Source organism: Streptomyces pristinaespiralis, assembly GCF_001278075.1.
GTDB lineage: Bacteria > Actinomycetota > Actinomycetes > Streptomycetales > Streptomycetaceae > Streptomyces > Streptomyces pristinaespiralis.
The window spans coordinates 3928894-3950994 of the sequence record NZ_CP011340.1; the positions used below are offsets into that span (position 1 = coordinate 3928894).

The 22101-nt window shown below is 71.2% G+C and carries 18 protein-coding genes and 1 rRNA gene; 7 read left to right on the forward strand and 12 right to left on the reverse strand.

The genetic code is table 11. The annotated features are described in order from the left end of the window. Window positions 1-103: 103 nt before the first annotated feature. A 16S ribosomal RNA gene (locus SPRI_RS16555) occupies window positions 104-1629 on the reverse strand. A gap of 828 nt (window positions 1630-2457) precedes the next feature. Between SPRI_RS16555 and trpS the strand changes: the two genes are divergently transcribed. Beyond that, on the forward strand, window positions 2458-3456 hold the full coding sequence (trpS, locus tag SPRI_RS16565; protein ID WP_005314065.1) for a tryptophan--tRNA ligase: 999 nt from the start codon (window positions 2458-2460) through the stop codon (window positions 3454-3456). Window positions 3457-3508: 52 nt separating this feature from the next. On the opposite strand, the gene proC is transcribed toward trpS, so the two are convergent. The 5 genes from proC to SPRI_RS16590 form a co-directional block, all read right to left on the reverse strand. Next, window positions 3509-4318, reverse strand: coding sequence for a pyrroline-5-carboxylate reductase (proC, locus tag SPRI_RS16570; protein WP_005314067.1), 810 nt, complete (start codon window positions 4316-4318; stop codon window positions 3509-3511). A gap of 108 nt (window positions 4319-4426) precedes the next feature. Beyond that, window positions 4427-5203, reverse strand: a complete 777-nt coding sequence (locus SPRI_RS16575; protein WP_005314069.1) for an ABC transporter permease — start codon at window positions 5201-5203, stop codon at window positions 4427-4429. Next, a complete protein-coding gene (locus tag SPRI_RS16580; protein WP_005314071.1) occupies window positions 5200-5967 on the reverse strand; it encodes an ABC transporter ATP-binding protein in 768 nt (255 codons plus the stop codon). The genes SPRI_RS16575 and SPRI_RS16580 overlap by 4 nt, the downstream gene beginning before the upstream one ends. A gap of 115 nt (window positions 5968-6082) precedes the next feature. Next, a complete protein-coding gene (locus SPRI_RS16585; protein ID WP_005314073.1) occupies window positions 6083-6598 on the reverse strand; it encodes an MFS transporter in 516 nt (171 codons plus the stop codon). 33 nt (window positions 6599-6631) lie between these two features. Next, entirely contained in the window at window positions 6632-6970 is a 339-nt protein-coding gene (locus SPRI_RS16590) for a hypothetical protein (RefSeq protein WP_005314074.1), read from the reverse strand. Between the two features lie 131 nt (window positions 6971-7101). Between SPRI_RS16590 and SPRI_RS16595 the strand changes: the two genes are divergently transcribed. After that, entirely contained in the window at window positions 7102-9276 is a 2175-nt protein-coding gene (locus SPRI_RS16595; RefSeq protein WP_053557052.1) for a protein kinase domain-containing protein, read from the forward strand. Window positions 9277-9309: 33 nt separating this feature from the next. Here SPRI_RS16595 and ilvD read toward each other — a convergent pair whose 3' ends face one another. From ilvD to SPRI_RS16615, 4 genes are all read right to left on the reverse strand, one after another. Beyond that, a complete protein-coding gene (ilvD, locus tag SPRI_RS16600; protein ID WP_005314080.1) occupies window positions 9310-11160 on the reverse strand; it encodes a dihydroxy-acid dehydratase in 1851 nt (616 codons plus the stop codon). A gap of 93 nt (window positions 11161-11253) precedes the next feature. Continuing rightward, window positions 11254-11886 carry a TetR/AcrR family transcriptional regulator gene (locus SPRI_RS16605; protein WP_005314089.1) on the reverse strand — a complete coding sequence of 211 codons (633 nt, stop codon included), beginning with the start codon at window positions 11884-11886 and terminating at the stop codon, window positions 11254-11256. Beyond that, entirely contained in the window at window positions 11883-12701 is an 819-nt protein-coding gene (locus SPRI_RS16610; RefSeq protein ID WP_005314091.1) for a sugar phosphate isomerase/epimerase family protein, read from the reverse strand. The genes SPRI_RS16605 and SPRI_RS16610 overlap by 4 nt, the downstream gene beginning before the upstream one ends. A gap of 22 nt (window positions 12702-12723) precedes the next feature. Beyond that, entirely contained in the window at window positions 12724-13656 is a 933-nt protein-coding gene (locus tag SPRI_RS16615) for a Ppx/GppA family phosphatase (RefSeq protein ID WP_005314092.1), read from the reverse strand. Between the two features lie 40 nt (window positions 13657-13696). Here SPRI_RS16615 and SPRI_RS16620 point away from each other — a divergent pair, with 40 nt between their 5' ends. Continuing rightward, the gene (locus SPRI_RS16620; RefSeq protein ID WP_005314093.1) at window positions 13697-14503 is read left to right on the forward strand and encodes a hypothetical protein; all 807 of its coding nucleotides are present in this window, start codon (window positions 13697-13699) and stop codon (window positions 14501-14503) included. 102 nt (window positions 14504-14605) lie between these two features. Here SPRI_RS16620 and SPRI_RS16625 read toward each other — a convergent pair whose 3' ends face one another. Then, window positions 14606-16294 (reverse strand): BACON domain-containing protein, encoded by a 1689-nt coding sequence (locus SPRI_RS16625; RefSeq protein ID WP_053557053.1) that lies wholly within the window; start codon window positions 16292-16294, stop codon window positions 14606-14608. A gap of 172 nt (window positions 16295-16466) precedes the next feature. On the opposite strand from SPRI_RS16625, the gene radA reads away from it, so the two are divergent. Continuing rightward, window positions 16467-17909: a DNA repair protein RadA gene (radA, locus tag SPRI_RS16630; RefSeq protein ID WP_005314095.1), complete on the forward strand. Its 1443-nt coding sequence runs from the start codon at window positions 16467-16469 to the stop codon at window positions 17907-17909. 44 nt (window positions 17910-17953) lie between these two features. Then, complete coding sequence (disA, locus tag SPRI_RS16635) at window positions 17954-19078, forward strand: DNA integrity scanning diadenylate cyclase DisA (RefSeq protein WP_005314096.1); 1125 nt, start codon at window positions 17954-17956, stop codon at window positions 19076-19078. 191 nt (window positions 19079-19269) lie between these two features. On the opposite strand, the gene SPRI_RS16640 is transcribed toward disA, so the two are convergent. Then, a complete protein-coding gene (locus SPRI_RS16640; RefSeq protein ID WP_053557054.1) occupies window positions 19270-20112 on the reverse strand; it encodes a hypothetical protein in 843 nt (280 codons plus the stop codon). A gap of 175 nt (window positions 20113-20287) precedes the next feature. Between SPRI_RS16640 and SPRI_RS16645 the strand changes: the two genes are divergently transcribed. Together SPRI_RS16645 and SPRI_RS16650 are read left to right on the forward strand one after the other, a co-directional pair. Continuing rightward, the gene (locus tag SPRI_RS16645; protein WP_005314098.1) at window positions 20288-20947 is read left to right on the forward strand and encodes a phosphatase PAP2 family protein; all 660 of its coding nucleotides are present in this window, start codon (window positions 20288-20290) and stop codon (window positions 20945-20947) included. A gap of 227 nt (window positions 20948-21174) precedes the next feature. Then, window positions 21175-22089, forward strand: coding sequence for an HhH-GPD family protein (locus tag SPRI_RS16650; RefSeq protein ID WP_005314099.1), 915 nt, complete (start codon window positions 21175-21177; stop codon window positions 22087-22089). The last annotated feature ends 12 nt before the right edge of the window (window positions 22090-22101 follow it).

The following is a 22101-nucleotide window of genomic DNA, read 5'->3' on the forward strand; positions in this document are numbered from 1 at the left end:
AGTACTGACAGACCAGAAACGGTCAAGAGTGCCGATTAATCAACGTTCCACCCATGAGCAACCGTGCGAGTCATTCGCTCGCAGTCGGCCATGTGCTCCTTAGAAAGGAGGTGATCCAGCCGCACCTTCCGGTACGGCTACCTTGTTACGACTTCGTCCCAATCGCCAGTCCCACCTTCGACAGCTCCCTCCCACAAGGGGTTGGGCCACCGGCTTCGGGTGTTACCGACTTTCGTGACGTGACGGGCGGTGTGTACAAGGCCCGGGAACGTATTCACCGCAGCAATGCTGATCTGCGATTACTAGCAACTCCGACTTCATGGGGTCGAGTTGCAGACCCCAATCCGAACTGAGACCGGCTTTTTGAGATTCGCTCCGCCTCACGGCTTCGCAGCTCTTTGTACCGGCCATTGTAGCACGTGTGCAGCCCAAGACATAAGGGGCATGATGACTTGACGTCGTCCCCACCTTCCTCCGAGTTGACCCCGGCAGTCTCCTGTGAGTCCCCATCACCCCGAAGGGCATGCTGGCAACACAGAACAAGGGTTGCGCTCGTTGCGGGACTTAACCCAACATCTCACGACACGAGCTGACGACAGCCATGCACCACCTGTATACCGACCACAAGGGGGGCACCATCTCTGATGCTTTCCGGTATATGTCAAGCCTTGGTAAGGTTCTTCGCGTTGCGTCGAATTAAGCCACATGCTCCGCTGCTTGTGCGGGCCCCCGTCAATTCCTTTGAGTTTTAGCCTTGCGGCCGTACTCCCCAGGCGGGGAACTTAATGCGTTAGCTGCGGCACCGACGACGTGGAATGTCGCCAACACCTAGTTCCCAACGTTTACGGCGTGGACTACCAGGGTATCTAATCCTGTTCGCTCCCCACGCTTTCGCTCCTCAGCGTCAGTAATGGCCCAGAGATCCGCCTTCGCCACCGGTGTTCCTCCTGATATCTGCGCATTTCACCGCTACACCAGGAATTCCGATCTCCCCTACCACACTCTAGCCTGCCCGTATCGAATGCAGACCCGGGGTTAAGCCCCGGGCTTTCACATCCGACGTGACAAGCCGCCTACGAGCTCTTTACGCCCAATAATTCCGGACAACGCTTGCGCCCTACGTATTACCGCGGCTGCTGGCACGTAGTTAGCCGGCGCTTCTTCTGCAGGTACCGTCACTTTCGCTTCTTCCCTGCTGAAAGAGGTTTACAACCCGAAGGCCGTCATCCCTCACGCGGCGTCGCTGCATCAGGCTTTCGCCCATTGTGCAATATTCCCCACTGCTGCCTCCCGTAGGAGTCTGGGCCGTGTCTCAGTCCCAGTGTGGCCGGTCGCCCTCTCAGGCCGGCTACCCGTCGTCGCCTTGGTAGGCCATCACCCCACCAACAAGCTGATAGGCCGCGGGCTCATCCTTCACCGCCGGAGCTTTCAACCGCAGACCATGCGATCCGCAGTGTTATCCGGTATTAGACCCCGTTTCCAGGGCTTGTCCCAGAGTGAAGGGCAGATTGCCCACGTGTTACTCACCCGTTCGCCACTAATCCCCACCGAAGTGGTTCATCGTTCGACTTGCATGTGTTAAGCACGCCGCCAGCGTTCGTCCTGAGCCAGGATCAAACTCTCCATGAATGTTTACCCGTGATCGGGTGCACATCCGAAGAGCGGAACAACCGGTCGGAATAAGACCGATTGTTCACAGCGTCCTCGCTGTGATTGCCACCCCGCAAGCGGGATGGACTTTTTCAAAGGAACCTCGACCATCCGAAGATGGACGGGGTATCAACATATCTGGCGTTGATTTTTGGCACACTGTTGAGTTCTCAAGGAACGGACGCTTCCTTTGTACTCACCCTGTCGGGCTTTCCTCCGGGCGCTTCCCTTCGGTCTTGCGTTTCCGACTCTATCAGATCTTTCCGATCCGATTTCCTCGGTGTGCTTTCCGGCCTTTCGGCCTTCCGGCGGTTCCGACTCTATCAGACTCTTTCGGGCCTGATTCCCGGTCAGCGGGAGTTGTCTTCACGGCTGTTGGGCCGTTCCGACGAGTGAGACTTTAGCGGAATCCCCCGCCCCGAAGCGAATCGGGGCCGGCGTCCTTTCGAACGTGGATTCTTCATTTCGTAAAGGCGCACGAAAGACGGACGGCACAGAATGCCGTTCATCGAAGTGGGTCTTACGGAATGGCTGTCCGGGGCCGACCGGGGTCGGTGCTCACGTCGGACAACTCGGAGAACACTACGGATGCCGGTACCCGATGTCAACCCGCCCCCAAGGACCCCCTGGGCGCGTAGGCTTGGGCACATGACATCGCGCATGTGCCTCCACCAGTGGTGGGCCGCCTGACGGCGGCCGGCGCTTTCGCATGTACCCACGGCCGCCGCTTCGGCGGCCGTTCGCGTATCTCCCTCCGGGAGCCCGGCCGCTGAGCGCGGCGGCTTCGATCAGGAGACGGAGAACGGGATGAAGCGGATCTTCAGCGGGATCAAGCCCACGGGGCATCTGACCCTGGGGAACTACCTGGGCGCGCTGCGCAGGTGGGTCGAGGTGGACCAGCACCAGGCGGACGCGCTGTTCAGCGTGGTCGACCTGCACGCGCTGACGGTGGAGCACGACCCCGCGCGCGTGCGCAGACTCAGTCGCCAGGCCGCGACCATGATGCTGGCCGCCGGCCTGGACCCCGATCTGTGCACCGTCTTCGTGCAGAGCCATGTGGACGAGCACGCCCGGCTTTCGTACATCCTCGAGTGCACGGCCACCGACGGCGAGCTCCGGCGCATGATCCAGTACAAGGAGAAGAGCGCGCGGGCCCGCGCGGCCGGACAGAGTGTGCGGCTGTCGCTGCTCACCTATCCGGCGCTGATGGCGGCGGACATCCTGGCCTACCAGACCGACGAGGTGCCGGTGGGTGACGACCAGACGCAGCACGTGGAGCTGACCCGTGATCTGGCGGTGCGGTTCAACCAGCGCTACGGGCACACCTTCAACGTCCCGCGGGCCACGCCCCCGCCGGTCGCCGCGCGGGTCATGGATCTCCAGGACCCCACGTCGAAGATGGGGAAGTCGCACGACTCCGGCGCGGGCATCGTCTATCTGCTCGACGAGGCCGACGTGGTGCGGAAGAAGATCATGCGGGCGGTGACCGACAGCGGGCGTGACGTCGAGTTCGACCCCGAGAACCGGCCCGGGGTCGCGAACCTGCTCGAGATCCTCTCGGCCTGCTCGGGCGGGAGCCCCGAGGAGCTGGCCGGTGCGTACGAGTCGTACGGGGCCTTGAAGAAGGACACGGCCGAGGCGGTGCTCGAGGTGCTGCGGCCCATCAGGGAGCGGCACGCCGACCTCGCGGCCGATCCCGGACACGTCGACGAGGTGCTGCGGAAGGGGGCGGAGCGGGCCAGGGGCATGGCCCGTCCGACGGTGGACGCCGCCTACCGGGCGATCGGACTGCTGCCGGCCGGATGACGGAACGGGTGAGCGCGGAACGCTGAACGCGGAGAACCGCGGCGGGGCCCGGTCAGCCGTTGCCGGACGCCAGTTCGCGGCTGCGGTCGCGGGCGGCTTCGAGTGCGGCGATCAGGGCCGCGCGTACGCCGTGGTTCTCCAGTTCGCGGATGGCGCTGATGGTGGTGCCGGCCGGCGACGTGACCGCCTCACGCAGTTTCACGGGGTGCTCGCCGCTGTCCCTGAGCATCACGGCCGCTCCGATGGCGGCCTGGACGATCAGGTCGTGGGCCTGGGCGCGCGGAATGCCGAGGAGGATTCCCGCGTCCGTCATGGCCTCGACGAGGAAATAGAAGTACGCGGGACCCGAGCCGGAGAGGGCGGTCGCCGCGTCCTGCTGCGACTCGGGGACGCGCAGCGTCTTGCCCACACCGCCGAAGATCTCCTCGGCGTGGGCGACGTGGTCGGCCGTGGCGTGACTGCCGGCGGAGATCACGGACATGCCCTCGTCCACGAGCACCGGGGTGTTGGGCATGACCCGGACCACGGGCGTGCCCGCCGCCAGGCGCTCCTCGATGAAGGCGGTGGTGATTCCGGCCGCCGCGCTGATGACGAGTCGGTCCGCGGTGATGTGCGGGCCGAGTTCGTCGAGGAGCTTGCCCATGTCCTGCGGCTTCACGGCGAGGATCAGGGTGTCGGCGCGCTTGGCGGCTTCCGCGTTGGTGACGGGCTCGACGCCGTAGCGGGTGCGCAGTTCGTCGGCGCGGTCGGCGCGGCGGGTGGTGACCAGCAGGTCCGCGGGGCGCCAGCCCGCACGGATCATGCCGCTGAGCAGTGCTTCACCGATCTTGCCGGTACCGAGGACTGCGACTGTCTGGGTCATGGCTTGAGTTCACCTCGCCGGTGGGGATACGTGCGGACATCCTGTCACCGGGGACGGGGTCGTGCCGTGGTCGTCCGAGTGTCGGTACGGCGCGCCGCGGTGGCGGGGTCAGGCGGTGCGGCGGCGCAGGGTGGCGGCGCCGAGGGCGAGGACGACCAGTGCGCAGACCGCGACGACCAGGACGTCCCGCACGAAGTCGCCGGTGACGTCGGGGTGGCGCAGGACCTCGCTCATGGCGTCGACGGCGTACGACATGGGGAGCACGTCGGAGATCGCCTCGAGGACGGGCTGCATCGTGTCGCGGGGTGCGAACAGGCCGCACAGCAGCAGTTGGGGAAAGATCACGGCCGGCATGAACTGGACCGCCTGGAACTCGGAGGCGGCGAAGGCCGAGACGAACAGTCCGAGCGCCGTGCCCAGCAGCGCGTCGAGCAGCGCGACGAGGAGCAGCAGCCAGGGCGAGCCGACGATGTCGAGGCCGAGAACCCACAGGGCGAGGCCGGTGGCGAGCAGGGACTGGATCACTGCGACCAGGCCGAAGGCGAGTGCGTAGCCGGCGATCAGGTCGGCCTTGCCGAGCGGCATGGCGAGGAGACGTTCCAGGGTGCCGGAGGTGCGTTCGCGCAGGGTGGCGATGGAGGTCACCAGGAACATCGTGATCAGCGGGAAGATGCCGAGCAGCGAGGCGCCGATGGAGTCGAAGGTGCCGGGGCTGCCGTCGAACACGAACCGGAGCAGGAAGAGCATCAGGCACGGCACGAGCAGCATCAGGGCGATGGAGCGCGGGTCGTGGCGGAGCTGCCGCAGCACCCGCGCGGCGGTCGCGAGGGTGCGGGACAAGGAGGGCGCGAAGGCCGGCGCGGCGGTGGGCGGGTGGGAGCTCATCGGTGGCTCTCCTGAAGGGCGTCGGCCTCGTCCACGAGGTGGAGGAAGGCCTGTTCGACGGTTTCCGAGCGGGTGCGGGTGCGCAGGTCGTCCGGGGCGTCCTCGGCGAGGATCTCCCCTTCGCGCATGAGGAGGAGGCGGTGACAGCGTTCGGCCTCGTCCATGACGTGGGAGGAGACGAGGATCGTCGTTCCGCGTTCGCCGGCGAGGCGGTGGAAGAGGTCCCACAGGTCGCGGCGGAGGACGGGGTCGAGGCCGACGGTCGGTTCGTCGAGGACGAGCACCTCCGGCGTGCCCAGCAGGGCGACGGCGAGCGAGACGCGGCTGCGCTGGCCGCCGGAGAGCCGCCCGGCGAGCGAGTCGGCGTGCGAGGCGAGGTCGACGTCCTCGACGGCTCGTGCGACGTACTCACGGCGGGCGTCGCGGTTGCGGCGGCCGGGGAGGAGGACGGCGGCGAAGTAGTCGAGGTTCTGCCGGACGGTGAGGTCGTCGTAGACGGACGGGGCCTGGGTGACGTAGCCGATGCGGGAGCGGAGCTCGGCGGCGCCGGCGGGGCGGCCGAGGATCTCGAGGATGCCGCCGACCTTGGCCTGGGTGCCGACGACCGCGCGCATCAGCGTCGACTTCCCGCAGCCGGAGGGCCCGAGGAGGCCGGTGATGCGGCCGGACAGGACCGAGAAGTCGAGGCCGCGCAGGACGGTGCGGTCTCCTCGTACCACGGTGAGGCCGCGGGCGAGGACGGCGACTCCAGAGGAATTCATCATGTGATGAATAGTGCTCCCGCCGATGCGGGGCCGTCAAGCGATTCGGAGCCGTCAAGCGCGAACGCCCGGCCTCACCCCTGAAGGGTGGGACCGGGCGTTCGCAGCGGTGTCGCCGTCAGCGTCGTTTCGGGCGGGCCTTCGTGCCACGGGCGGCCGGATTGCCCGAGCGGGTGCCCCGGCGCTTCTCGTACTGCCGCAGCGCCGCCTCGTACTCGGCGCGGCGCAGCTTCTCGCCCGGCGCCTCACCGAAGCAGCGCAGGGCGTACGCGATGAGGGAGCCGATGAAGCCGATCGCCTTGAGACCGCGCAGCGAATCCTCCGACGGCGAGCCGTCGGGGCGGCGGGAGAAGCTCTCCCAGGTCTTGCGGAACGCGATGGCGCTGCACACCGCGAACATCACGACGACGAGGACGTTCACGAAGCTGCCGACCTCGGCGACGGCCAGGCCCTCATAGGCGAAGCGCAGTAGCAGGGCGGCCGCGAAGGCGGTGATCAGCGAGCCGGCGGCGACACCGGCCCGGCGCAGCCCGTACCCCCCGTCGTGGCCGACCCAGGTCGTGCCGAAGAAACGGATGGGCTCGGGCTCCGGGCCGCCGCCGCTCGCCGTGGTGTTCTCGCTGTGCTCGCTCACGGGGTCGATTATCCCCCGTACGCCGGCGGCGGGTCAGGCGCAGCGCCGGGCGACGTAGCCGTCGCTGCCGGTCTGCACGTACGCGTCCGCCACGAACTCGCCGTTGGCGATGTTGTCCCAGATGTTGCTCGTGCCGTACGTGCCGGTGACGGTCTCGCCGGCCTTCTGGCAGTTGATCGGGACGGTGGCGCCGTACGGCAGGATCCTGACCAGCCGGTAGTCGGTCCCGGGCCCGCTGCGCACGTTGAGACGCACACCGGGGGCCACCGGGTAGCGCTTCACCGTCATGGTCCCGGCCGTTTCGGCCTCCATCGCGGCCGCCTCGAGAGCCGCGTTCCCGGCCGCTGTGTTCTGAGCCTCTTCAAGAGCCATCGGACTTCCCCCCGTTGACGTGGATGAGTGGCGTTGCGCCGCGCGCAGGCTAGCAAGCCATGGCTGGATCGCACGCATCATCGACTAGGCTCCGTGCGTCGCGCGTGCGCACCATCAGACGGGGGTGGGAGATGCCACCGCTGCGCAGCACCGGGCCGTTCCCGGAAGCGGAGCATCCGGAATATGCAGGGCAGTACCGCCTCGAGGCGGTGCTCGGCAACGGGGGGATGGGCGTCGTCCATCTGGCCACCTCCGCCTCGGGTCTTCGGCTCGCGGTCAAGGTCATTCACGCGGAGCACGCCTCCGACCCCGAGTTCAGGGCGCGTTTTCGCCAGGAGGTCGCCGCCGCGCGCCGGGTCAGCGGTGCCTTCACCGCGCCGGTCGTGGACGCCGATCCCGACGCGGACCGGCCCTGGATGGCCACCCTCTTCATCGAGGGCCCGACCCTCGCCGACCGGGTGAAGCGGAACGGTCCGCTGAATGCTGCGGAGCTCGTCAGGGCGGGCGCCGGGCTCGCCGAGGCGCTGCGTGACATCCACCGGGCCGGCGTGGTGCACCGCGACCTCAAACCCAGCAACGTGCTGCTGGCCGCGGACGGGCCGAAAGTCATCGACTTCGGCATCTCGCGTCCCACCGACAGCGACCTGCGCACCGAGACCGGAAAGCTGATCGGCACCCCGCCGTTCATGGCGCCCGAGCAGTTCCAGCGGCCTCGCGAGGTCGGGCCGGAAGCGGATGTGTTCGCGCTGGGCGCGGTGCTGGTCCACGCGGCGACCGGTCGCGGCCCGTTCGACTCCGACAGCCCGTACATCGTGGCGTACCAGGTCGTGCACAACGAGCCGGACCTCGCGGGTGTGCCGGAGCAGCTCGTACCGCTGGTGGCGCGCTGTCTGGCGAAGGACCCGCAGGCGCGGCCGACGCCGTACGAGCTGATGGTGGCGCTGCGGGCGTCCTCGCCGTCCTCCGCGTACGACACCCAGGCCTACATACCGGCGCAGCGCGATCCCGCTCCCGGCGAGAACCCCGGCCCGGCGGTGACGCGGGAGCCGGGCGCGCGGCAGGCCGGACCCCCGGCCGACGCCCCCGCGCGCCGTGTCCGAAGGCGCCGGGCCGTCGCCGCGGCCGCGCTCGCCGTGCTGGCCGTCGCCGGCACCGCCGTGGTCGCCGCCCTGGACAACGGGTCCCCGAGCGGCGCCCGCACCGCGCCCGCCGAACAGCGCTTCCGCCCGTGGACCGTCCCGCCGCGGGACGGCGCCGCCCCCGGCGTCCCCGTGTGCACGGCCGGTGACGGCGACGCCCTGTACTGCGCCGCCCCCGGCGTCGGGACCACCCGGCTCGACCCGGCCGACGGCTCCACCGTCTGGGCGGCGAAGGAACGGGCGGCCGGTGACGGCGCCGAGCAGAGCGACGAGGGCCTCGCGCCCCAGGCGGCCGGAGGGCTGCTGCATGTGGTGACGCCCGACGGTGAGCGCTACCAGGCGCTCGACCCGCGAACGGGCGAGGTGCGCCGGGAGCTGGACGCGTCCGGCTATCCGACCGTCCGGGCCGTCGGCGACACCGTGCTGCTGGTGTCGGACGCCGGGACGGTACGGGCGATCGACGCGACGACCGGCGAGCAGCGCTGGCAGAAGCGGCACGGCGGGCCCGGTACCCAGTGGCTGTCCGACCCGGGCGGCGACGGTCCGGCGCTCGCCGCCACCCCCTCGGCCGACGGGACCTCGACCCTCGTCAGCGCCGTCGGCCCGCTGAACGGCGAGCCGCTGTGGACCGAACGCCTGCCGGGTTCCCTCACTCCGGTGCAGCTCTCCGGCGGCGTCCTGTATCTCCTCTCGGCCGGCACCGACGGCTTCACCGGGGCGGTCGTCACGATCGACACCGTCACCGACGGCCGTGCCGTGCGCAGCATCCCCCTGACCGTCCCGGTCGACCAGGCGCAGGCGACGGTCGCGGGACGGACCGTCTACATCTCCGGGTCCGGCGGCTCGCTCTTCGCGGTGGACACGGCCCGGGCGGGTGCGGGTGCCGACGGCCCCGAGCTGTGGCGCCTGGAGACCGGGGTCGCGCACCTTTCCCGCCCGGTCACCGACGGACGGGCGGTCTACCTGTCGGCCGCGGACGGGCGGCTGCTCGCCGTCGACGCGCGACGCGGCAGGATCACCGGCCAGACGGGGCTGCGGATGGCCGACGACGGTTCGACCTTCTCAGCGCTGCTGCCCGCACCCGTCACCGCGGACGGGAAGGTGTACGCCAGCGCCCCGGACGGTTCGGTCTTCGCCGTGGACGCGAAGGACCCGGCGCGCTGGTGAGCGCACCGGGTCCACGAGCAGTCGGGCGGCGGATCAGCCCAGCTTGGACACGTCCCTGACGGCACCCCTGTCGGCGCTCGTCGCCATCGCGGCGTAGGCCCGCAGCGCGGCGGACACCTTGCGCTCCCGCGACTTGGGGGCGTAGACGCCGCCCAGGGCCTCACGCCGGGAGGCCAGCGTGGCCTCGTCGACGAGGAGTTCGATGGTGCGGCCCGGGATGTCGATGCGGATGCGGTCGCCGTCCTCGACGAGCGCGATCGTGCCGCCGGAGGCCGCCTCCGGGGAGGCGTGGCCGATCGACAGGCCCGAAGTGCCGCCGGAGAAACGGCCGTCGGTGACCAGGGCGCAGGTCTTGCCGAGGCCGCGGCCCTTGAGGAAGGACGTCGGGTAGAGCATCTCCTGCATACCGGGGCCGCCCTTGGGGCCCTCGTACCGGATGACCACCACGTCGCCGTGGGTGATCTCCTTCTTGAGGATCTTCTCGACGGCCTCGTCCTGCGACTCGCAGACGACGGCCGGGCCCTCGAAGGTCCAGATCGACTCGTCGACGCCGGCGGTCTTCACGACGCAACCGTCGACGGCGAGGTTGCCGCGCAGGACGGCGAGTCCGCCGTCCTTGGAGTACGCGTGCTCCGCGGAGCGGATGCAGCCGTTCTCCGCGTCGTCGTCCAGCGCCTCCCAGCGCTCGGACTGCGAGAAGGCGGTGGCGGAGCGGACGCAGCCGGGCGCCGCGTGCCACAGCTCGACGGCCTCCGCGGCCGGCGAACCGCCGCGCACGTCCCAGCTCTTGAGCCAGTCCGCGAGGGAAGGGCTGTGCACGGAGTGCACGTCCTCGTTCAGCAGTCCGGCCCGGTGCAGCTCGCCCAGCAGGGCGGGGATGCCGCCGGCGCGGTGGACGTCCTCCATGTAGTACGTGCGGTTCTTGGCGACGTTCGGCGCGACCTTGGCCAGGCAGGGCACCCGGCGGGAGACGGCGTCGATGTCGTCGAGGCCGAACTCGACGCCCGCCTCCTGGGCGGCGGCGAGCAGGTGCAGGATCGTGTTCGTCGAGCCGCCCATGGCGATGTCGAGGGCCATGGCGTTCTCGAAGGCCGCGAAGGTGGCGACGTTGCGCGGCAGGACGGACTCGTCGCCCTGCTCGTAGTACCGCTTGGTGATGTCGACGACCGTGGCCGCCGCGTTCTCGTACAGCGCCTTGCGGGCGGTGTGGGTGGCGAGGACGGAGCCGTTGCCCGGCAGGGACAGGCCGATGGCCTCGGTCAGGCAGTTCATCGAGTTGGCGGTGAACATGCCGGAACAGGAGCCGCAGGTCGGACAGGCGTTCTCCTCGATACGGAGGATGTCCTCGTCCGAGATCTTGTCGTTGACCGCGTCGGAGATCGCGTCGACCAGGTCGAGGGTGCGGACCGTGCCGTCGACGAGCGTCGCCCGGCCGGACTCCATCGGGCCGCCGGAGACGAAGACGGTCGGGATGTTCAGCCGCAGCGCGGCGTTGAGCATCCCCGGGGTGATCTTGTCGCAGTTGGAGATGCAGATCAGGGCGTCCGCGCAGTGCGCCTCGACCATGTACTCGACCGAGTCGGCGATCAGGTCGCGGGAGGGCAGCGAGTAGAGCATGCCGCCGTGGCCCATGGCGATGCCGTCGTCGACGGCGATCGTGTTGAATTCGCGGGGCACCGCGCCCGCGGCCTTGATCGCCTCGGACACGATCCGGCCCACCGGGGCCAGGTGCGTGTGTCCGGGGACGAACTCGGTGAAGGAATTGGCGACGGCGACGATCGGCTTGCCGATGTCCTCGCTCGCTACGCCCGACGCCCGCATAAGGGCGCGGGCGCCCGCCATGTTGCGGCCGTGGGTGACAGTGCGGGACCTCAGCTCGGGCATCGTCGCTCGCTCCTCGTGACGGGTGTACCTGCCTCGAGCGTACGCCGCCGCTCCAAGATCTGGACAGGTTGTCCGGAATGCGGGACGCCCGGCTCAGTCCTCGGTCGGCCGGCCGTCGACGTCCTCGGTCAGGTAGCGCTGCAGCGACGGCGCCACCATCCGCACGATCTCCTCCGGGTCCACGGACGCCAGCGGCTCCACCTGGATCACGTACCGCAGGATCACGATGCCCACCATGTGGGAGGCGGCGAGCTCGGCCCGGAAGCGCGGATCCGGTACGTCCAGCTCCCCCGCCACCCGCTCGAGCAGACGCCGCAGGACGAAGCCCCGCAGCACCTTGGCCGCCGCCTCGTGGGTCAGCGCGGAACGGACGATCGCGAGCAGGGGCGCGCGGGTCGCCGGGTTCTCCCAGATGCCGATGAAGTAGCGCGCCAGGCGCTCGCCGATCCCGGCCTCACCCTGGCCGAGGATCTGCGGCAGGACCATCGCCGGTTCGAAGGAGACCTCGATCGCGGCCGCGAAGACGTCGTCCTTGGTGCCGAAGTAGTGGTGGACGAGCGCCGCGTCGACCCCCGCCGCCCTGGCGATCCCGCGCATCGTCGTCCTGTCGTACCCGCGCTCGGCGAACTCGGCCCGGGCCGCCTGAAGGATGCGTTCGCGCGCGCCGGGCCCCTCGTCGGCCGCCTTGCGGGCGGGACGGCCGCGCCGCCTCTTCTCCTCCGTCACGGGATGCGGGTGGCCGATGCCAGGTGCAGCCGGGTGAAGGCCAGCGCCTCCGCGAGATCGGCCTCGCGTTCGGCGGCGGACATGGCGCGCCGGGTGTTGACCTCGATGACGACATGGCCGTCGAAGCCCGTGCGCGCGAGCCGCTCCAGCAGTTCGGCGCAGGGCTGGTCGCCACGGCCCGGCACCAGGTGCTCGTCCTTCGCGGAACCCCTGCCGTCGGCCAAGTGCACATGTCCCAACCGGTCGCCCATGCGGTCGACCATCGCCATGGTGTCGGTGCGGGAGGTCGCGGTGTGCGAGAGGTCGATCGTGAAGTGGCGGTAGTCGTCCTTGGTGACGTCCCAGTCGGGGGCGTAGGCGAGCATCTCGCGGTCCCGGTAGCGCCACGGGTACATGTTCTCCACCGCGAACCGCACGTCCGTCTCGTCCGCCATCCGCCAGATCCCGCGGACGAAGTCGCGCGCGTACTGGCGCTGCCAGCGGAACGGCGGATGCACCACGACCGTCGACGCACCGAGCTTCTCCGCGGCCGCCTTCGCCCGCTGGAGCTTCACCCACGGATCGGTGGACCAGACCCGCTGGGTGATCAGCAGACACGGCGCGTGGACCGCGTGGACCGGCATCCGGTGGTAGTCGGAGAGCCGGCGGAGCGCCTCGATGTCCTGGCTCACGGGATCGGTCCACACCATGACCTCGACCCCGTCGTAGCCGAGGCGCGCGGCGACTTCGAAGGCTGTCGCCGTCGACTCCGGATAGACGGAAGCCGTCGACAGGACAACCTTCGCATCCGGGATACGCACGACTGGTTCTGCCACGGGGACAGGGTACGGGGCCGAACTAGTCGGCAGGGAGGTGATCCAGGCGGCGGAGGATCACACCCTCGCGCAGCGCCCACGGGCAGATCTCGAGTTCGTCCGCGCCGAAGAGGTCCATCGCACCCTCCGCCACCAGGGCTCCCGCGAGGATCTGGCGGGCCCGCCCCTCCGACACACCGGGCAGACCGGCGCGCTGCTCGACGGTCATGGCCGCCAGCTTGGGGACCCACTCCTCCAGTGATTTACGACTCAGTTCCCTCTGCACGTACAGGCCCTCGGCGGAGCGGGCCGCGCCGGTTATCCGGGCGAGCTGCTTGAAGGTCTTGGAGGTCGCGACTATGTGGTCCGGCTTGCCGAGGCGGCTGAACTCGCCGACGACCCGGGCTATCTGCGCGCGCACATGGCGGCGCAGCGCCTTCACGTCGTGCGTGTCCGGCGGGTCGCCGGGCAGCATGCCCGCGGTGAGCCGGCCGGCGCCGAGCGGCAGGGACACGGCCGCGTCGGGCTCCTCGTCCATGCCGTACGCGATCTCGAGGGAACCGCCGCCGATGTCGAGGACGAGCAGCTTCCCGGCCGACCACCCGAACCAGCGGCGGGCGGCGAGGAAGGTGAGCCGCGCCTCCTCCTCGCCGCTCAGCACCGTGAGGGCGACACCCGTCTCCTCCTTCACCCGGGCCAGCACGGCGTCCGCGTTGGTGGCCTCCCGCACCGCGGAGGTGGCGAAGGCGAGCACCTCCTCGCAGCCCTTGTCCTCGGCGGCCTGGAGGGCGCCCGTGATCGTGTCGATGAGACGGTCGACCCCGTCGTCGCCTATCGCCCCGTCCTCGTCGAGCAGCTCGGCGAGGCGCAGTTCCGCCTTGTGCGAGTGGGCGGGCAGCGGCCGTGCGCCGGGGTGGGCATCCACTGCCAGCAGATGCACCGTGTTCGAACCGACGTCGAGGACTCCGAGTCTCATGGACGGAACGCTACTGCGGCCACCCGCATACGCTGGACCCGTGCCAAAGACGAAAAAGGCGAAGCCGGGCAAAGCCAGCCCTCCGGAGACGACCGCGACCGACGAGAAGGGCCTGGACTTCGCCCGCGCGTGGGTGGAGTTCCCGGACCCGGCCGACGACGAACAGGTCTTCCGCTGCGACCTGACCTGGCTGACCTCGCGCTGGAGCTGCGTGTTCGGCAGCGGCTGCCAGGGAATCCAGGCGGGGCGCGCGGACGACGGCTGCTGCACGCTGGGGGCGCATTTCTCCGACGAGGACGACGAGAAGCGCGTCGCGGAGCACGTGGCCCGTCTCACGCCGGACCTCTGGCAGTTCCACGACGTCGGCACGAGCACGGGATGGGTGCAGAAGGACGACGACGGCGAACGGCAGACGCGGCGCTGGGAGGGCTCGTGCATCTTCCAGAACCGCCCGGGCTTCGCGGGCGGCGCGGGGTGCTCGTTGCACATCCTGGCCCTGCGCGAGGGCCGCGAGCCGCTGGAGACCAAGCCGGACGTGTGCTGGCAGCTGCCGGTGCGGCGCACGTACGAATGGATCGACCGGCCCGACGACACCCGCGTCCTTCAGGTGTCCATCGGTGAGTACGACCGTCGCGGCTGGGGCCCCGGCGGGCACGACCTGCACTGGTGGTGCACCTCCGCGACGTCGGCCCACGGCGCCGGCGAGCCGGTGTACGTGACCTACCGGCCGGAGCTGACGGAGCTGATGGGCAAGGCGGCGTACGACGTCCTGGCCGGCCTGTGCGAGGCCCGCCTGGCGTCCGCGCTCCCCATGGTGGCCCCCCACCCGGCCGACCCGGCCGTCTGAGACCCGGCGCAGTCCCGGCGCACGCGCGGTCCGGAAGTGGCCGCCCGGCCACAGGGGCACAGGCCGGGTGGCCGCGTTCCGGACAGAGGTGGCGCAGCGCCGTCAGTTCGCCGGCGGCGGTGTCGCCGGCTCCGTGGGCGGCCCCGTCGGGGGATTGGAGGGGGTCGGGTCCGGAGCGGGCGACGACGGCGGATCGGAGGGCGGCGGACTCGACGGCGGGGTGGGGTCCGGGTCCGGCGACGAGGGGGGCGGGCTCGACGGCGGAGGGCTCGACGGCGTGGTCGGGTCCGGGTCCGCCGGCACCGGCGGCCTCGACGCGTCACCGTGGCCGCGGATCGTGACGACCACCCCGGACGGATCGATGCCCACCCGTGCCCGCCACGGCCCGGCCGGCTCCCGCGAACGGTCGACGATCACGTACAGGGTGATCGTTTCGCCGGGGTCCAGCGTGCCGGACGAGCGGGTCAGGTGGAGCCAGGACGCATCCGTCCACGCCGACCAGCCGACCGGCGATCCGCCGGACGCCGTGAGCGTGATGCGGGTGTGGTCACCGGCCGGCTCCGCCTCGACGGTGATCCGCCCCGGTCCCACCCGGCCGGGGGCGGACGGCGGCATGACCCCTTCCGCGCTGACGACCTCGACCGAGACGTCGGGCGAGCGGCGGTTCGCGGTGAACCTCGGGTCCGGCGTCGTGCTCGCGTTGCCCGCGTTCTCGTAGTGGTCGTACGGGTCGGCGGCCGAGCCGCCCGCCCGCTCGTCCGCGCTGGCCGCGGGACCGCGGGCCTCCCCCGTCAGCGGCGCCCCCCGGTACGCCGCCCACAGGGCGAGCACCGGAGCAGCCACGACGGTGGCCACGACGGTCGTCGTCACCGCCCGCGCGCGCAGCCGGTCCCGCCGGGCGGCATGGTCCTTCGGGTCCAGCGGGAAGCCGCCGGGCCCGAACCGGGGCCCGCCCGCCCGCGCCCTCGGCACGTGCAGCATCGCCATGTAGGCGGCCGCCCGCGGTGCCTCGACCAGCGGCAGCGCGGCGGGTGCGACGGCGGAGCCTGGCCAGGGTCCCCCCGCCCCTGCGCGCTCGGCGGCCCGCCGGCAGCGCGGACAGTCGTCGACGTGCCGTACGAGTTCCTGGCGCAGCGCCGCGGAGAGCAGCACGCGGTTGTCGCCGGTGAGACGGCCGACCGCGGGGCAGTCGCCCGTCTCCACGACGGCGAGCGCGGCGCGGGTCCGCTCGACCTCGCAGGCCGCGGCGGCGAGGAGATCGCGCGTCGCGGCGGGCTCCGTCCCGAGGACGGAGGCGACCTGGCCGGCGGAGAGCCCGTGCCGGACGGCGAGTTCGAGTGCCTCGCGCTGCTCGGGTGTGGTGCCGGCGGCCTCCGGCCAGGCCAGCAGCGCGAGTTCGGCGCGCCGGCGCTCCGCGGTCCCCGGACTCGTCGAGGCCTCGCGTTCCTCCGGGGCGGCGGGCCGCCCGGTGTGCGCGCCCTGGCGCCTGCGCCGCTGCTCGGTCAGCCGGCGCAGGCAGGCCCACCGTGCGAGCGCGTACAACCAGGCCTTCCGCTCGGCCGTGTCGCCGGGGCAGCGGCCCTGCTGGCGTTCGGCGATGGCGAGTACGTCACCGAGGACCTCCGTGGCCGCGTCGTGGTCGCAGAGCACGGACAGGCAGTAGGTGAACAGGCCGTCCAGGTACGGCTCGTAACGTGCGGGCGGCCGCCCGGGCGACATACGGGGGGCGCGTCGGTGCGCCCGGTGTGCGCCGGTGGTGTGGGTAGGGGATTCCAGCCTGCTGCTCGTCACTCCGTGACCGTAGGGGCAGGACCGGGGCCTGTTCGCACCCCTTGAGCACTTTTAACCCCTACGGGTGAACAGTTCGCTCGAAGGGGGACAGCGATAGTGAAATCAGGGCCGAATGCCATCCCCCTTTCGGTCGAGTCAATGCGCTGTCGGTGGCCCCGGTTACGGTGTGCGCATGGCTGCCCGTACGAAGACCGCGAAGGACCGGCCGTCCTACCGCTGCACCGAGTGCGGCTGGACGACCGTCAAGTGGCTCGGCCGCTGCCCCGAATGCCAGGCGTGGGGCACGGTCGAGGAGTACGGCGCACCCGCCGTCCGCACCACCGCCGCCGGCCGTGTGTCCACGGCCGCCCTGCCCATCGGCCAGGTCGACGGCCGGCAGGCGACCGCCCGCTCCACCGGCGTCGACGAGCTCGACCGGGTGCTCGGCGGAGGCCTGGTGCCCGGCGCCGTCGTGCTCCTCGCGGGCGAACCCGGCGTCGGCAAGTCGACGCTGCTGCTCGACGTCGCCGCGAAGGCGGCGAGCGACGAGCACCGCACGCTCTACGTCACCGGCGAGGAGTCCGCGAGCCAGGTGCGGCTGCGCGCCGACCGCATCAAGGCGCTGCACGACCACCTCTACCTCGCCGCCGAGACCGACCTCTCGGCCGTGCTCGGCCACCTGGACGCGGTCAAGCCCTCACTGCTGGTCCTGGACTCGGTCCAGACCGTGGCGTCCCCCGAGATCGACGGGGCCCCCGGCGGCATGGCCCAGGTCAGGGAGGTCGCCGGCGCGCTCATCCGCGCCTCCAAGGAGCGCGGCATGTCGACGCTGCTCGTCGGCCACGTCACCAAGGACGGCGCCATCGCCGGTCCCCGGCTGCTCGAGCACCTGGTGGACGTGGTGCTCTCCTTCGAAGGCGACCGGCACGCCCGGCTGCGCCTGGTCAGAGGCGTGAAGAACCGCTACGGAGCGACCGACGAGGTCGGCTGCTTCGAGCTGCACGACGAGGGCATCACCGGTCTCGCGGACCCGTCCGGACTGTTCCTCACCCGCCGCGACGAGCCGGTCCCCGGCACCTGCCTGACGGTGACCCTGGAGGGGCGCCGCCCCCTGGTCGCCGAGGTGCAGGCGCTCACCGTCGACTCCCAGATCCCGTCCCCGCGGCGCACCACGTCCGGTCTGGAGACCTCACGCGTGTCGATGATGCTGGCGGTGCTCGAGCAGCGCGGCCGGATCACCGCCCTCGGCAAGCGCGACATCTACAGCGCCACGGTCGGCGGGGTGAAACTCTCGGAGCCGGCGGCGGACCTGGCGATCGCGCTCGCGCTGGCCTCCGCTGCCAGCGACGTCCCCCTGCCGAAGAACCTGGTCGCGATCGGCGAGGTCGGCCTCGCGGGCGAGGTGAGGAGGGTCACGGGCGTCCAGCGCAGGCTGGCTGAGGCCCACCGTCTGGGCTTCACGCACGCCCTCGTCCCCTCCGATCCGGGCAAGGTCCCGCCCGGTATGAAGGTCACCGAAGTGGCCAACATGGGGGACGCCCTGAGGGTGCTGCCGAAGGGCCGTCAGGGGGCCTCCGGCGGCGGCTCGCGCAGAGAGCGGGCGGAGGCCCCACGGGAGGCGGAAGCTCGCCGGTAGACTTTGCCCTGGTCTCGCCCACCCGTACGAGCCGGAGGAGTGCAGTGGCAGCCAAGGACGGGGCATCAGCACCCGGAAAGTCCGGCGGAGGCTCCGGCAACGAAGCGCTGATCCGCGCCGCCCTGAGCGCCGTCGCACCGGGCACCGCCCTGCGCGACGGACTGGAGCGCATCCTCCGGGGAAACACCGGAGGCCTGATCGTTCTCGGCATGGACAAGACCGTCGAGTCGATGTGCACCGGCGGTTTCGTGCTGGACGTGGAATTCACCGCCACCAGGTTGCGCGAGCTGTGCAAGCTGGACGGCGCGCTCATCCTCGACAAGGACATCTCCAAGATCCACCGGGCCGGTGTGCAGCTGGTCCCCGACGCCTCGATCCCCACGGAGGAGACGGGCACCCGGCACCGCACCGCGGACCGGGTCTCACGTCAGTGCGGCTTCCCGGTCGTGTCCGTGTCGCAGTCGATGCGCCTGATCGCGCTGTACGTGGACGGCGAGCGCCGGGTCCTGGAGGAGTCGGCGGCGATCCTGTCCCGCGCCAACCAGGCACTGGCCACCCTCGAGCGCTACAAGCTCCGCCTCGACGAGGTCGCGGGCACCCTGTCGGCCCTCGAGATCGAGGACCTGGTCACGGTCCGCGACGTCACCGCGGTCGCGCAGCGCCTTGAGATGGTGCGCCGGATCGCGACGGAGATCGCGGAGTACGTGGTCGAGCTGGGCACCGACGGCCGTCTGCTGGCCCTTCAGCTCGACGAGTTGATCGCGGGCGTCGAGCCGGAGCGCGAACTGGTCGTGCGCGACTACGTGCCCGAGCCGACGGCCAAGCGCTCACGCACCGTGGAGGAGGCGCTCGCGGAGCTCGACGCGCTCAGCCACGGCGAGCTGCTCGAACTGCCCACCGTGGCGAGGGCGCTCGGCTACAGCGGTTCGCCGGAGACGCTCGACTCGGCGGTCTCGCCGCGCGGTTACCGGCTGCTGGCGAAGGTTCCGCGGCTGCCGGGCGCGATCATCGAGCGGCTCGTCGAGCACTTCGGCGGGCTCCAGAAGCTGCTCGCGGCGAGCGTGGACGACCTCCAGGCGGTGGACGGCGTCGGCGAGGCGCGGGCCCGCAGCGTGCGGGAGGGCCTGTCGCGGCTCGCGGAGTCCTCGATCCTCGAGCGGTACGTCTGAGTCCCCGATCCTCGGCGGGCACGTCTGAGACCTCGGCCCCGACGGGCACGTCTGAGCTCTTGGTCCTCGACCGGAACGTCTGAGCATCGGTCCTCGACCGGTACGCGCAGGGTCGTTCGACCGGCACGTGCGGGGTCGTCGGCCAGCACGTGCGGGGTCGTTCGGCCCGAGCAGCCCGGAGCGCCCCGGGCTCAGACCTTGTCGAGACGGAACGAGGCCGGCAGCACCGTCGCGCCCGGGAACGTCGCCTCCACCAGGTAGGTGCCCGGTCCCACGGCGCCCGCCGGCGGGGTCGCGCAGTTCGGCGCGCTCCGCTTGCGGTCCCACTCCACCGTGTGCGTGATCGTGGAGTTCGCCGGGACCTGGAGCAGTCGGCTCCCGGCCGGGCTCGGGCAGTCCTTGGTGGACCACACGGACTCGTCCTCTGCGTCGGTGACGGTGAACACGGCGGCCTTCGGGCCGAAGTCGGCCTTGCACGTCGTCGCTGAGGAGTTGGAGACGACGAGCCGGAACGACGGTTTCTCCCCCGGCTCGTAGGCGACCTTCGCGCTGCGCAGCGTCAACTTCAGTGCGCCGGGCGCGCAGTTGGGGAGTGTCGAGCCCGCCGGTACGGGGCGGCCGGCCGAACCGCCGCCGGCTGCACCACCGGTGCCGCCCGCGCCGCCGTCCGCCGAGCCGCCGGTCGCGCCGTCCGTCGCTCCGCCGGAGCCACCGCCCGACGAGTCACCGGGGCCGCTGGAGCCGCCCGAACCGCCGGAACCGTTGCCGCCGTTGTCCGCGCCCGCGTCCGACTCGTCGCGCCCGCCCGGCTGTTCGCTGATCGCGGGGCCCGACTGGTCGGGCCCCGGCGTGATCGAGGGAGCGGGGGACGTACCCCCTGCGCCCTTGCCGTCGTCTCCCCCGCCGTCTCCCGACGAACCGACCGCCCAGACGATCAGTACGGCGATGAGCGCAACCAGCGACGCCGCTACGGCCCTCCGTCGCCAGTAGATGGAGGAGGGGAGCGGCCCGATCGGATTGCGCAGAGATCCCACGGCCCAAACTCTACGAGAGATCCGGCCCAACTCCCGCCCCACCCGCCGCCATACTTCCGAACTCTGCCGATCATCATCACGGAGCCTCTCCCGCACGGCCGTTACTTTCGTCGGGGGTGGCCCCGGCCGATCGCCGTGGGTGGCGGGCACCGCGGGGAAAGTAAGGTCCCTGACCATGGACAGCAGCATCACCCGCGATCTCTACCGGGACATCATCGACTTCGCCCACACGACGCCTTCCTGGGTGCAGCACCTCGCCGAACTCTGGACGGAGGCAGGGCTGTTGCTCTTCGGAGTGCTGTTCCTGGTGGCGTGGTGGCGGTCGCGGGCGGGCGACAGCCGTGCCGTCGCCCTCGCGGTACTCGCACCGCTCGCGACGGCCGCAGGCTATGTCGTCAGCGAGTCCCTGAAGTCGGTCGTGGACGAGGAACGCCCCTGCCGCACGGTCGCGGACGCGGCGGCGGCGCTGGTGCCCTGCCCGCCGACCGGCGACTGGTCGTTCCCCAGCAACCACGCGGCGATCGCGGGCGCGGCGGCCGCCGCCCTGGCGCTCGCGTGGCCACGGATCGCGCTGCTCACGGTGCCCATGGCGCTGCTGATGGCGTTCTCCCGGGTCTTCGTCGGTGTGCACTACCCGCACGACGTGCTCGTGGGGCTGACGGTCGGGGCGCTCGTCGCGGCGGTGTTCACCCTGGTGCTGGTCCGTCCGGCGGCGGCGCTGCTGGGCACGATGCGGATGAGCCGTACACCGCTGGTGGTCTGGTTCACCGGTGCCGGCGAGGCACCGGCACCGGCGCCGGCGCCAGAGCCGCAGGCGTACGAGCCCCGCGCCTGACACTTTCGAGGGCTCCTCCGCCCCGTGGGGAGGGGCCCCGCCTGCCGAGCGGGAGAACCACGGCCCCCGGGGCCCGGGCCGCCACCGGCCGCCCGGGCGCCACGCTGCGACGCCCGGAGCCTGTCGGGCCGCCCTACCACGCGGACGGCGGCGGACACGCCCCGTGGGCTTGCCGGAGCCCGTGTTTGCGGCGTGCACACCGGCGGACGTGCCAGGATCGGTGTGCCATGACTGTCACTCACGAAACCCAGACGCCCGAAGCCGTCGACCCCGCCTCGCTCCACACCCCCGTCATCGCCTGGTTCGACCAGCACGCCCGTGACCTGCCCTGGCGTCGCCCCGAGGCAGGCGCATGGGGCGTGATGGTGAGCGAGTTCATGCTGCAGCAGACCCCGGTGAACCGGGTCCTGCCCGTGTACGAGCAGTGGCTGGCCCGCTGGCCGCGCCCCGCCGACCTGGCCAAGGAGGCCCCCGGTGAAGCCGTCCGTGCCTGGGGTCGGCTCGGCTACCCCAGGCGGGCCCTGCGCCTGCACGGTGCCGCGCAGGCGATAACGGAGCGGCACGGCGGCGAGGTCCCGACCGATCACGCGCAGCTGCTCGCGCTGCCGGGGATCGGCGAGTACACGGCGGCGGCCGTGGCCTCCTTCGCGTACGGGCAGCGCCACGCGGTCCTGGACACCAACGTCCGCCGGGTGTTCGCCCGCGCCGCGACCGGCATCCAGTACCCGCCGAACGCGACGACGGCGGCCGAGCGCAAGCTGGCCCGCATGCTGCTTCCCGAGGAGGAGCGGACCGCGGCACGCTGGGCGGCGGCCTCGATGGAGCTGGGCGCGCTGGTGTGCACCGCCAAGAACGAGGACTGCGCGCGCTGCCCGATCGCGGAGCAGTGTGCCTGGCGGCTGGCGGGCAAGCCGGCGCACGCGGGTCCCGCACGCCGCGGCCAGACGTACGCCGGCACGGACCGGCAGGTCCGCGGCAAGCTGCTCGCCGTGCTGCGTGAGGCCGTGACACCGGTGCCCCAGTCGGCGCTGGACGCGGTATGGCACGAGCCGATGCAGCGGGGCCGTGCCCTGGACGGGCTGGTCGCCGACGGACTGGTCGAGCCGCTGGAGAACGGTTACTACCGCCTCCCGCTGACCTGAGGAGGCACAGGG